This window comes from Flavobacterium sp. WC2409, from assembly GCF_041200085.1.
In the GTDB taxonomy this organism is placed as follows: domain Bacteria; phylum Bacteroidota; class Bacteroidia; order Flavobacteriales; family Flavobacteriaceae; genus Flavobacterium.
In genome coordinates, this window is the sequence record NZ_CP165625.1 from 2860220 (window position 1) to 2873951 (window position 13732).

The 13732-nt window shown below is 32.3% G+C and carries 8 protein-coding genes; 6 read left to right on the forward strand and 2 right to left on the reverse strand.

Going from position 1 to position 13732, the window contains the following annotated elements; genetic code table 11:
- Position 1: 1 nt before the first annotated feature.
- Positions 2-2974: a SusC/RagA family TonB-linked outer membrane protein gene (locus AB3G34_RS12345; protein WP_367772178.1), complete on the reverse strand. Its 2973-nt coding sequence runs from the start codon at positions 2972-2974 to the stop codon at positions 2-4.
- Positions 2975-3483: 509 nt separating this feature from the next.
- A complete protein-coding gene (locus AB3G34_RS12350; RefSeq protein ID WP_369752604.1) occupies positions 3484-5490 on the reverse strand; it encodes a glycoside hydrolase family 65 protein in 2007 nt (668 codons plus the stop codon).
- Positions 5491-5670: 180 nt separating this feature from the next.
- On the opposite strand from AB3G34_RS12350, the gene AB3G34_RS12355 reads away from it, so the two are divergent.
- The 6 genes from AB3G34_RS12355 to AB3G34_RS12380 all read left to right on the forward strand — a co-directional run bounded on the left by AB3G34_RS12355 (position 5671) and on the right by AB3G34_RS12380 (position 13727).
- A complete protein-coding gene (locus AB3G34_RS12355) occupies positions 5671-7284 on the forward strand; it encodes a glycoside hydrolase family 32 protein (RefSeq protein WP_369752605.1) in 1614 nt (537 codons plus the stop codon).
- Positions 7285-7307: 23 nt separating this feature from the next.
- Positions 7308-8645, forward strand: a complete 1338-nt coding sequence (locus AB3G34_RS12360) for a sugar porter family MFS transporter (protein ID WP_367772183.1) — start codon at positions 7308-7310, stop codon at positions 8643-8645.
- Positions 8635-9537 carry a carbohydrate kinase gene (locus tag AB3G34_RS12365; RefSeq protein WP_367772184.1) on the forward strand — a complete coding sequence of 301 codons (903 nt, stop codon included), beginning with the start codon at positions 8635-8637 and terminating at the stop codon, positions 9535-9537. The genes AB3G34_RS12360 and AB3G34_RS12365 overlap by 11 nt, the downstream gene beginning before the upstream one ends.
- A 51-nt stretch (positions 9538-9588) precedes the next feature.
- Positions 9589-11280, forward strand: coding sequence for an alpha-glucosidase (locus AB3G34_RS12370; RefSeq protein WP_369754101.1), 1692 nt, complete (start codon positions 9589-9591; stop codon positions 11278-11280).
- Positions 11281-11429: 149 nt separating this feature from the next.
- Positions 11430-12449, forward strand: a complete 1020-nt coding sequence (locus AB3G34_RS12375) for a LacI family DNA-binding transcriptional regulator (protein WP_367755400.1) — start codon at positions 11430-11432, stop codon at positions 12447-12449.
- Between the two features lie 246 nt (positions 12450-12695).
- Complete coding sequence (locus tag AB3G34_RS12380) at positions 12696-13727, forward strand: LacI family DNA-binding transcriptional regulator (RefSeq protein ID WP_369752606.1); 1032 nt, start codon at positions 12696-12698, stop codon at positions 13725-13727.
- Positions 13728-13732: the final 5 nt, after the last annotated feature.

Sequence of the window (13732 nt, forward strand, 5' to 3'; positions counted from 1 at the left end):
ATTAAAATGTTACGTTAAGACCTACAGATACACTTTTATCTCTTGGATATGATAAATATTCCATTCCAGCTGAAGGAACACCATTCAATGATTTATCAGTATCTACCTCAGGATCTGTTCCTGAATACCCTGTTATTATAAATAAATTAGAAGCATTTACATATAATCTTGCAGTAGACATTTTAAATCTATCCAAAATAGCACCTTTAACTGTATAACCAAAAGTTAAGTTACCCATTCTTAAGAAATCTCCTTTTTCTAAGTATTTAGTAGAAGGTGAATTTGGATCTCCTTGCGCTTGAGCAGATGTAGCTGCTTCTTGAGTTACGTTTCTACCACCTAAGAAAGCTCCTTTAAAGAAATAAGCATTCGTAGTATTGTTGTAAATGTAATGTCCAAAAGCACCATAGAATGAAGCTCCTAAGTCAAAATTCTTGTAAGTAAAGTTTGTATTGAAACCAACATTGATTTTTGGTAACGGTTGTTTGTCTAATAATTTTTTAGCTGCTGTACCTAAACCAGTATCATTTCCTGCTGCATCAGCGTAAATTGAATTTCCAGTTGAATCATATCCTCTCCACTCATACATGTAATAAGAATAGATTGGTTTGTCATTAGTAATAACTTGTGCATAAGCACCTGATAAACCTTGACCGTTAATTCCACCTGTAGAAATGAAACCCGCAAAATTTGTCATTTTATTACTTAAGAATGAAGCATTCCCAGAAACATCCCAACTAAAATCTTCTTTGTCAATCACTTTATAGCTTAAAGAAACCTCAAAACCTTTATTGATTAAGTTTCCTGGTAAGTTTTTGAAACGTGGAGATGGAGGACCTGGTTGCGTTGCTGCAGCAGGAACAGGGAAGATTAAATCTTTAGTGTCTTTTTGGAAATAATCAACTGTACCAGTTAATCTGTTATTGAATAATTCAAAATCAGCACCTACACCATACGACTTAGTAGTTTCCCATTTCAAATCAGCATTTGCGTTACTATCTACATTCAAACTTCCGTTTAGACCATAAGCCCCTCTTGAAATAGCTGAGTTAGGTGCAAATTCTTGGTTACCTGTTTTACCAAAGTTTCCTCTAATTTTAAAATCATTTACAATCCCGTCTTTATTTTCAACTACTTTGTAAGCGATACCTACAGATGGGAAATAATCGTATTTATTATTTACCCCTAATTTTGTAGAACCGTCAGAACGTAAAGTTCCAGTAAGAATTAATTTATTATATAAAGTTGCATTAACTCTTGCGAAATAAGACTGTAATTCCGATCTGTTTCTAGCAGAATAAACTCTAAACTCATTTTGAAGACCACCTTCAATATTGTCAATCAAATTAGTTTGAGCCATGTCATACCCTTTACCTATTGCAGAATTTGCATCATAAGTATAGTCATAGTAAGAATAACCAACTAAAGCATCTAAATTAAAATTATCACTAAAATCATTATTATAATTCAATGTGTGCTCAAAAGTTTTATTAAACTTATTAATAGCATTAATTGACGCTTGACCATGTTTAACATCTGTAGATCCAGGAACTGAAGCTTGTGCCACATTCTGAATATCCATTGTAGGTAACAATTGACTTTTTCTACTAGAAGTTGAACTTTCGATACCAAATAAGAATTGGTATTTCAATTTACTGTTGATTTTCCAAGTTGTATTGATACTTCCTAAAAATTTATTAGTGTTTGTAAAATCTTTATAAGAATTCAATAATTGAACTGGATTCAAATATGTATTACTAACTACATTATAAGTACCATCTGTATTATAGATTGGCAAAGTTGGATTCCAGTACAAAGCAGTACCAATGATGTTTCCAATATATCCAGCATCGTTAGACAAGATAGTCGTTTCATCTTTTAATGAAGCATACATAATTCTTTCTTCTACTTTCAAAGCTCCACCAAAGAAGTCATTTGAGTTGTAAACAGTAGCCGAATATTTATCTAAACCTGTATTTTTTACAATACCATCAGTATTAGATGCACCCAAAGAGATTCTTGTATTCGAATTCTCAGTTGATTTTGTAAAAGATAAATCGTGATTCATAGAAAAACCATTACGTAAAACAGCATCTTTCCAATTGTAACTTCTAGATCCTTTATCATCACCCCCTGCAGCAACGAATTGCTCTGGAGTCATCACATCAAAATTCCCTGCCATTTTACTAAATGTCACAGAGCTACTGTATGCTAATTGTGGTTCTTTAGATTTTCCTTTTTTAGTTGTAATAACAATTACTCCATTAGCTCCACGAGAACCGTAGATAGCTGTAGAAGAAGCATCTTTTAATACACTAATGCTTTCAATATCATTTTGGTTTACGAAGTTCAAAGGATTTCTTGCAGAAGAAGCTCCTAATAAATTATCTCCACCTCCAGAAACGCTTCCTCCATCTAACGGCACACCATCAATAACGATAAGTGGTCCATTACCTGAACGAATAGAAGTATTACCACGAACTCTAATTGCAACTCCACCTCCTGGCTCCCCACTTGATTGTGTCACTTGTACACCCGCTACTTTACCTCTTAATAATTGTGCTGGTGAAGGAGAAGCTACATTGTCAAAATCTTTTGCACCAATCTGGTCAACTGCACCAGTTGCATCTTTCTTTTTAACTGTACCGTAACCTACAACAATCACTTCTTGTAATTCAGCTGAGTCTTCTTTTAAGATAACCTTAACTGAAGTTTTTCCTGCTACATTTACTTCTTGAGCTTTAAGACCAATGTAACTAAAAACTAAAACTGCATTTGCTCCAACATTTCTGATAGTAAACTTTCCATCGAGATCTGTTTGTGCTCCAATTGTTGTTCCTTTAACTAATATTGAAGCCCCTGGAAGTGGACCGCTAGCGTCAGATACTGTACCAGACACATCTTGCGAATACGTCAAACTTGTACATAGTACCGTTAGAAACACCATCAAGCCTTTGATTAGACTATTTTTCATACGTAATAAATAAGTTGGTTAATAAATTGTTTAAATGGTTTTGTTTAAATTCAAAACCAAACTTAGACAAAATTTATGAAAATTTTAAGAAACCTTTAAACTATAACGTTTTCGTTAAGCCGAAAACGTTTTCGATTTTAAAATTAATCCTTCAAAAATTTAATAATAAAATTATATAAAACATAAAAAAAATAAGAATAATTATTAATTGTCATGATTTTTTAAGTTTTTAGAGGTAAAATGATTGCATTTTTGTTAAAAAAAACGGCCTAAACTAGAAAACGTTGCAGATTAGTTATTCTTTTGCCATTTTTTTTGATTTTTATTCAAAACAGATTTAAACTTATTACCTATGCGTTTCGTACTATTTATCCTAAAAAACCTAAAACCAACAACATACCTATTAAAGCAGAGAATATACAGGGAAATTTAAAAAACAAATGCATCTATCCTCATTTCATTGGATAGATGCATTTGTGGTAAAAAAATGTTAAATAAATAATAAGGAACTATTCTATTTTTATGGTCTTATTATCTACACCAAGGCCTATTATTTTTAAAGATTTCCATTGTTTTGGCAAAAGTCCTTTGTTGTACTTCAAGCCTTCATCAGTTTGTTCTACTCCACCAAAACCATAAATTACAGCTTGAAGCATCGCTCCTGCCCCTGTTGCAAAATAAGGGTTATTACTATTAGCTGATTCAGAAAATACCCCAAAAGGAGGGCGACTGTTTGGCATATATGATTTTACAAAGTAACTATACGCTTTTTCCCTATCTCCCAAACGGGCATACAAAACAGATAAAACTCCGGAAGCCATGGCTGGTCCGTCTTTAGGGTCTATTTTAGCAGCATAATACTCCAAATCCTTTTCAATTTGTTTTTTATCTGTAATTACATGTAAAGGGTACGCTAATAAATTCACATCGGCTTGTTTAATTATTTGTCCGTCATATCCTTTATAATTTTGAGTAATCCCGTTTTTTGAATGAATAACCAAATGATCCGAAACTTCAATCCATCTAGGATCAATTGGTTCTCCTAGAATTGTAGCCGCTTTAATTGTATTCTTTAAAGATTCAATAGCCGATGCATTAGTAAAAGCATTGTCATCTATATGTTGCGCATATTCATCTGCACCCACAACATTTAATATAGAATAACTACCATCTTGATTTTTTACCACTCTGCTCACCCAAAAATCAGCAGTCTCTTTCAAAACATTCCATTCTTTTTTTAACCAAGATTTATCCTGTGTATAGGTGTAGTAATTCCAAAATGCTATAGAAACATCAGCTGTAATATGTTGTTCAAAAATACCTGTCAATGCCCAAGTTGGAGTTGCTTCCTCACCTGTATCATCAGATTCCCATGGGAACATTGCTCCTTTATACCCATAAACAGTTGCTTTTTGTTTTGCTTTTTGTAAACGATCTGAACGGTAATCTAAACATGATTTAGCCATATCAGGTTGTAAAGCCAAAAGTGTTGGATACATCCAAAGCTCAGAATCCCAAAAAATGTGTCCATTATATCCTTGAGAAGACAATCCCATTGGCGCAACACTTTGTCTTGTTTCTGGACGGATAAATGAATATAAGTTATACAATGCAAAACGCACTCTTTGTTGTGATTCTAGATCTCCTTCAATTTGTATGTCTCCCGTTTTCCATAATTCAGCCCAAGCTTTTTTATGTTTATCTAATAATTTATCAATTCCTTCTTGAAGTGCATATATGGGTTGTCTTTCGGATTCATTTAAAGGATCCGTAAAATCTTTGGAAGTACAAATTCCACCAGCAATCGCAAATCTATATTTTTTGCCTTTCAAAAGTTTTTTCGAAAAACCAACTTCATTTCCTGTTTGCTTTAAAGTCTCATTTTGTCCATCAAACAAAAATGTAGTAGATGCCGAAACAATATATTTCCCAAATAAAGTTTTTGCCGTAGTTCCAAAAACTGGCATCATATATTGATTGTCTTTTAAAACACGAAATTGACTTTTGGCTTCTTTCAATTCATCAGGAACAACCATATAATTATTAGCTACAATTTCTATATCTTTTTTAGGGGTGATTTCTACAATAGCCATAGCTGAGTACGGAATTGCCCTATTGGCCAAAATAGTATAATCTACAGCAACCAAATCTTTAAAAGTAAATGAAGTAGTACTCATTCCCTCTTTCATTGAAACCACCTGACTCCAATTATCAATATTATCTGATTTAATTTCTTGATTATTAATCGACAAATGAAGGTTTAAAAATTCAATTCCTCTCACAATTCTACTTATTCCATTTTCAGGACTGCCTTCATAAACGCCATTTAAAATAATTTCTTTTGTTTTCAACGGAGTATCATCAGTGACGATTCCAATTTGACCATTGGCCATAGCCACACCATAATAATTAGCTCTTGAATTAGCGTACAAATGCCATTCATCTGATTTTGTTTGTCCAAAAACAACTGAGCCCACTAAAAGCACTAATAAAAAAATCTTCCTGTATACAATCATAATATTTCTATTTTTTAATATTTCAAACTTACATAATTAAATACTTAAGCATCCTTTTATTTCTTAAAAAGCCGAACCGATAACGTTTTCGGAATTTCGAAAACGTTATCGATTTTTTCAAATGTGATTTATTCAAAATGAATGTTAATTTTATGATAAAAAAACACAACCCATAATTAAATGAATATAAAATTACAAAAAATATTATTTTTAAGCATAATTTCGGTAGTATTATCATTCTATTCTTGCGCTAAAAAATTAGAAAAAACAGCAATAACTGTTAATTCTAATGAAAAAATAGTAGTTGACTCAACAAAACGGTACAAAGAGCCTTTCCGACCACAATTTCATTTTACTCCAGAAATAAAATGGATGAATGATCCAAATGGATTAGTTTATTATAAAGGCATCTATCATCTATTTTATCAGTATTATCCAGATGACATCGTTTGGGGACCGATGCATTGGGGGCACGCTACTAGTACTGACTTAATTCATTGGGAACATAAAAAAATAGCACTATTCCCTGACAAACTTGGACTTATATTCTCAGGAAGTGCCGTTGCCGATTTAAAAAATAATTCAGGATTAGGAACTCTTGAAAACCCTCCCATGGTTGCGATTTTCACTTATCATAATATGGAAGGTGAGAAATCAGGTAGAAAAGATTTTCAAACACAAGGATTAGCTTACAGCTTGGACCAAGGTAATACTTGGCTGAAGTACAATGGAAATCCAATCATAAAAAACACCAACCAAAAAGATTTTAGAGATCCGAAGGCTTTTTGGAATCCAGAGACAAATCTTTGGAATTTAGTTTTAGTAGCAGGTGATCACGCTCAATTTTACACCTCCAAAAACTTAATTAATTGGGAGTTTGAAAGTGAATTTGGAAAAAACATAGGAGCACATGGAGGTGTTTGGGAATGCCCCGATATTTTCAAACTAAAAGTAGCCGATTCAAAGGAAGAAAAATGGGTGTTGCTTATAAGCATCAACCCTGGCGCACCGAATGGTGGTTCAGGTACTCAATATTTCATTGGTGACTATGACGGTGAAAATTTCATAAGCGATCAAAAAGACATCAAATGGCTAGATTACGGTACAGACAATTATGCTGGTGTCACCTACAACAACACCCCTGATGGCAAGCGTATTTTTATTGGTTGGATGAGTAACTGGAATTATGCAAGATATACGCCAACTAAAAATTGGAGAAGCGCTATGACATTACCGAGAGAACTTTCACTTGAAAAAATAAGCAATAATTATGTATTAAAAAGCAAACCTGTTGAACAACTACAAAAACAATTAAAACAGGACTATTCGAATAAACTAATTGCTTTGAAAGCAAACGAAAAAGCAGTTGTTAATTATGGAAATTTAAATCAATCTGAAATTAAATTCACAGGAGAAAATAAAGATTTAAAGTTTATTTTCTCAAATGAAGCACACGATTCTTTAAGAGTAGAGTACAATGCCAAGCAGAAAACATTTTCTATAGACAGGCGCCATTCCGGAATTGTCGCTTTTGAAGAAAGCTTTGGGAAACAAATTCACAAAACAGTAATTCCTAATGTTATTTCGAAAACTATTGATTATCAAATCATCATGGATTGGTCATCAATTGAAATCTTTCTAAACGGAGGGATTTATAGCTTTACTGAACAAATTTTTCCAAATAAACCGTACACAAAAATGATCCTAATATCGAGTGAAAATCAAGATATAAAAGATTTCACAATCCACTATATAAAAGACATTTGGAATAAAAAACAAACCAAAAAACAATAAATAAACAACCAAAAAACCAATAAATGAATAAAGTTAGAAACTGGTCTCTCACCGTAGCGGTAGCGGGATTTTTATTTGGATTTGACACTGTCGTCATCTCCGGAGCCAACTTGCCAATCAAAGAATTGTGGCATACTACTCCCCTGTTTCACGGAATTTTCATAATGTCAATGGCATTATGGGGAACAGTATTAGGTTCATTACTAGGAGGAATACCATGTGATAAATGGGGACGAAAAAAAACATTATTTTGGATTGGAATATTATTTTTGGTATCGGCTATAGGTTCGGCATTAGCACCTAATCCATATATATTCTCGTTTTTTAGATTTATAGGTGGTATTGGCGTAGGAGCTTCGTCTGTTGCGGCACCCATTTATATATCAGAAATATCTACTCCTGAAAACAGAGGTAAATTAGGTACCCTGTTTCAATTCAATATCGTCTTTGGAATCTTAATCGCCTTTTTTTCCAATTATTTATTTGAAGGATTTGGAGGAGTTAATGATTGGAGATGGATGATAGGAATAGTAGCTTTACCTGCACTTGTTTATAGTTTAATTGTCACACAAATACCCGATAGTCCCCGCTGGTTGATCTTGAAAAAAAGGGATGATACAACTGCCATGAACGTACTGGAAATGATTTATAACAAAGAAGATGCTTTAGCCAATTTTAACGAAATAAAAAAGGACCTTGTTGAAGACTCAGCTTTTAAAGAAACTATTTTCTCTTACAAATATAAACTACCTGTAATCCTAGCTTTTTTGCTGGCTTTCTTCAATCAATTATCTGGAATCAATTTCATCCTATATTATGCCCCAGAAATATTAGAAATGGCGGGATTAGGATCTAAAGAATCTTTAATGAATTCTATTTTAATTGGATTTACAAACCTGATTTTCACCCTTGCAGGGATGCGGTTAATTGATGTTCTAGGAAGAAAACAATTAATGTTAATAGGATCTATTGGTTACATTTTAAGTTTGGGAATGGTGGCCTTGGCCTTTCTTAATAATCTAGGACCAATTGTTTTAATGGTATCAATTCTCGTATTCATTGCTTCTCACGCCATTGGTCAGGGAGCAGTAATTTGGGTGTTTATTTCTGAAATATTTCCAAATAACGTTAGGGCAAATGGACAGTCATTTGGAACAGGGATCCATTGGATTTTTGCTGCCTTAATCACTTTGGCTGGTCCAGTAGTAATCGATTTATTCAAAGAAAATCCTTGGCCAATTTTCGCTTTCTTTGCGTTTATGATGGTATTACAGTTAATATTTGTCTTATTTATGATGCCTGAAACAAAAGGTTTGTCACTAGAAGATTTAGAACATAAAATGCTTAGCAATGGAAAATAATTTACAAAAACCTAATGTAGTATGTTTTGGAGAAGTGCTTTATGATGTTTTTCCAACGCACAAGAAAATTGGTGGAGCACCACTAAACGTGGCTTTACGTCTTGCATCCCTGGGCATAAATACTCAAATAGTAAGTCGTATTGGTAATGATGAAATTGGAAAAGAACTCCTGTCTTTCATAAAGAAAAACAAAGTAAAAACAAATTTGATTCAGGTTGATCCTCTTTATAAAACGGGTGAAGTAATAGTAGAATTAAACGACAAAGGATCGGCATCTTACACTATTAATTATCCTGTGGCTTGGGATAAAATTGAATGCAATCCAGAAATAGAAAATACAGTAAAAAAAGCAGATGCATTTATTTATGGCAGCCTAGTTTGCAGAGATTCTACCTCTTTTGAGACCTTAGTTGAATTAATAGGATACGCTAAATACAAAGTATTTGATGTCAATCTACGCGCCCCATTTTACAAGAAAAAAGTACTTATTAATTTGATGATGCAGTCTGATTTTATCAAGTTTAATGATGAAGAGTTGTACGAAATAAGTAAGTTTCTAAATTCACCTTACCATTCTTTAAAGCAAAATATCCTTTATATAGCTGAAACAACAAATACAAGTCGCATATGTGTAACATTAGGGTGCCATGGAGCCATTTTATATTATGACGATACGTTTTATTACAATAGTGGATATGAAATAAAGGTAGCGGACACTGTTGGAGCTGGAGATTCATTTTTGGCCGGTTTAATTAGTGAATTACTAACCCAAAACGACCCTCAAAAAGCGATTGACTTTGCTTGTGCTTTAGGAGCTCTTGTTGCTGAAAAAGAAGGAGCTAACCCAATAATTTCAAATTCAAAAATAACTAAATTCATGAATCCAATATAAGTAATTATGAAACCTATATCTGTTTTTACACTAACGCTATTATTTATAAGCATGACTATTAACGCACAAATTGATAAAAATCTAATAATCCCAGTTAAAGATGCCAAATGGTGGAAAGAAGCTGTTGTTTACCAAATATATCCTAGAAGTTTTAAAGATAGCGATGGTGATGGAGTTGGAGATTTGAAAGGAATAATATCTAAATTAGACTATATAAAAAGTCTTGGAATTGATGCCGTTTGGCTAAATCCAATCTATACTTCTCCAAATGACGATAATGGATACGACATTAGTAATTATCGGGAAATCATGAAGGATTTTGGGACTATGGAAGATTTTGATGTTTTGTTGAAAGAAATGCATAAACGCAAAATCAAACTTATCATGGATTTAGTGGTCAATCACAGTAGTGATGAACATGATTGGTTCAAACAATCCAGAAGTTCTCGTGACAACCCATATAGAGATTATTACCATTGGTGGCCAGCCGAAAAAGGAAAGCCTCCCTACAGATGGAGTTTCTTTGATGTAAATAGTGAAGCTTGGAAATACGATGCGAAAACGGATTCCTATTATCTACATTACTTCTCACAAAAACAACCTGACTTGAATTGGGAAAACCCAAAATTACGAGAAGAAGTATACGATATCATGCGTTTTTGGCTGGACAAGGGAATTGATGGATTTAGAATGGATGCTTTTCAATTTGCCTCAAAAGATACAACTTGGCCAGAATTACCAAAAGGGTATGAAAAAGACATTATAAAATACTATGGTGTAGGACCCCATTTACATGAGTATTTACAAGAAATGAATAAAAAAGTATTTAGCAAATACGACATCATGACTGTAGCCGAAGGTGCTGGAAGTTCACCAGCAGATGCATTACAATTTGTAGATCCAGATCGAAAAGAACTGGACATTGCGTATCATTTTGAAAGTGTTGACATTGGTAAGCATGTGCTTGATTTTGGCTTAGTAAAATATAAAAAAATATTTTCGAGATACGATAATGCATTCAAAGGCAAAGGATGGTTAGCCATTTTTCTTGCTAATCATGATCAACCAAGAATGGTGAGTAAATTTGGAAATGACACCCCTAAATTTAGAGAAATCTCTTCAAAAATGCTTTCAACTTTTATCCTGACTATGAGAGGAACTCCTTTTTATTACAATGGAGATGAATTAGGAATGGTTAATATTCGTTTTGATTCTATTGAAGATTATCAAGATGTAGATACCCGTAACAAATACATCGGGTTGAAAAACAAGAATGGAGATTTAGAAGGATTCTTAGAAGGACAAAAACAAACTTCAAGAGAAAATGGACGTACCCCTTTTCAATGGAACACTACAAAAAATGCAGGTTTTACATCAGGAACTCCATGGTTGAAGGTAAATCAAAACTTTAAAACGGTAAATGCTGAAGAGCAAGAAAAGGACCCAAAATCAGTTTTGAATTACTTTAGAAAATTAGTTCAAGTCCGTAAAGAAATTCCCGCACTTATTTATGGTAAATATACCTTATTGGATGAGAACAACTCAGCTGTATATGCCTATACAAGAGAACTCAACAATAAAAAAATATTGGTTTTATTAAATTTTACCAATAAAAAAGCTACCTATAATTTAAATTTCAAGCTAGGCAAACATGAAGTGATTTTAGATAATTATGAAGATTATAATAAAGTTAAAAGCAATTCATTAAGACCCTATGAGGCGATGATAATTCATTTTGATTGATTTAGAATAATTAGTTCAACTACCACATAGCGTAATCAACTATAATTTTTAATGTAACTGTTTATTTGAAATCTGAATTACAATAAATAAATTGTAAGTTTGTTTTCAAATAAACAGTTTTTCATTCTAAACAATCTGGAAATCAATTCATGAAAGAAGCTACTCTTAAACAAATCGCTACTCAACTAGGGGTGTCAATTACAACTGTTTCTAAAGCACTGAAAAATTATCCTGATGTTAGTGAAAAAACAAAAAAAAAGATTGTAGACTTAGCAATTAAACTAAATTATACCCCAAATAGTTTTGCAGTTAACTTACGAACAAAAGAATCAAAAATTATAGGAGTTATAATACCCACGGTGGATTACAATTTTTTTTCCAAAGTTTTCAAGGGTGTGCTAGAAGAAGCTGAAAAAAGAAAATACCAAGTAATAATATTACGCTCCAATGAAAAGCTAGAGGTTGAAAAAAAACAAATTGAACTTTTATTAAACAAACGAGTTGACGGAATTATAATGTCACTTTCTAATGAAACTGGGGATTTTAATCATATTAAAAACATAATTAAACATAAAACTCCTTTAGTTCTTTTTGACAAAATCGCAAAATTAGTCAACTGTTCAAAAGTGGCAATCAATGATCGAAAAGCAGCTTATGATGCTGTAAATTATCTTATCAAAAAAGGGCATAAAAAAATTGCCCACTTTCGAGGATCCTATATGCCACAAAATTCTATAGATCGTTTTTTAGGTTATAAAAAAGCACTTGAAGATAACAATATTGTGTATGACCCCTCACTAGTATATTTATGTGATAATAATACCGATTTTGAAGACGGGTATGAAAATGCGAAAAAAGTTTTAGTGGAACACCCAGATATTGAAGCCATTTTTGCTATAACTGATCTCGTGGCAGTTGGAATAATAAAATACTTTAATGATATAGAGCTAAAAATACCCGCACAAATAGCAGTTTTTGGCTTTTGCAATTCATTCATGTCCGAAATAATAACTCCAAAGCTAACAACAATTGACCAACCAGGATTTGAAATTGGCAACAGAGCGGCTTCCATTTTATTTGATGAAATTGACTTAAAAAAGAAAAACAAACCTGTCGTCTTTCAATCCATTGAATTAGAAACTAAAATAATTGAAAGGGATTCTGCATAAAATTTAATCTAGATTATTCTTTGTGAATTTATTTTTAATAAATACTACCTGAATTTTAACTAATCTAATTTATTCGTTAAATAAAAAAAATAACACACATTTAAGATAAAAATTAATATCTTGGTAAAGAAAATTACACCTCCATTTTATTTAAAAATAAGTCTAAACGAGTTCCAGACCTTAAAATAGAAAAATAGTTGATTCGAAAATGTATTTTTTAAACTTAAACTATTAGAAAATTAGTTCATGAAAGACATCACTCTTAAAGAAATTGCAACAAAATTAGGTATTTCGATAACGACCGTATCTAAAGCATTAAAGAACTACCCTGATGTTAGTGAAAAAACTAAAAAAGCGGTCATTGACCTTGCACAAAAATTGCATTATACCCCAAATAGTTTTGCAGTAAACTTAAGAACAAAAGAATCCAAAACTATTGGTTTAATTATTCCAGAAGTAATGCATCATTTTTTTTCCAATATTATTAATGCAATAATTGATGAAGCTGAAAAAAATGGTTACCTGGTTATCATTTTACAATCAAACGAGTCATTAGCCTTAGAAAAAAAACAAGTTGAACTACTAATTAACAAACGAGTAGACGGGATTTTAATCTCCCTATCTAATGAATCAAATAATGACGAACATATAAAGGAAATTATAAATAGAAAGATTCCATTTGTCATGTTTGATAAAATATCTAAACTTTCTAAGTGTTCTAAAGTAATTATTGATGATCAAAAAGCGGCTTTTAACGCTGTTCAGCATTTAATTGATAATGGGTGCAAAAAAATTGTTCATTTGCGTGGCCCATTAAACCCTCAAAATTCTATTGATCGTTATATTGGATATAAAAAAGCTTTAGAGAAAAACAACATTCCTTTTGATTCAAAATTAGTATACACTTGCGAAAATGTTACATTTGACGAAGGTGTTTATTTTGCCAAACACATAATAGAAGAACATCCAGATGTAGACGGAATATTTGCAATCACTGATTTAGTAGCAGTAGGTGTATTGTCCTATTTTAACGATCATAAAATTAAAGTTCCAGAACAAGTAAAAATAATAGGATTTAGTAATTGGTTTATGTCGCAAGTATTGACTCCAAAATTGAGTACTGTAGATCAACCGAGTAATGAAATGGGTGTTGTATCATTTAATCTACTATTAGAAGAGATGAACTGTCATAAAAATGATATAGAGTTTACACCTAGAACTATCGAACTAGAAACCAACGTATTAATTAGAGAGTCCTCATTAAAAACCGATAATTAGACTTA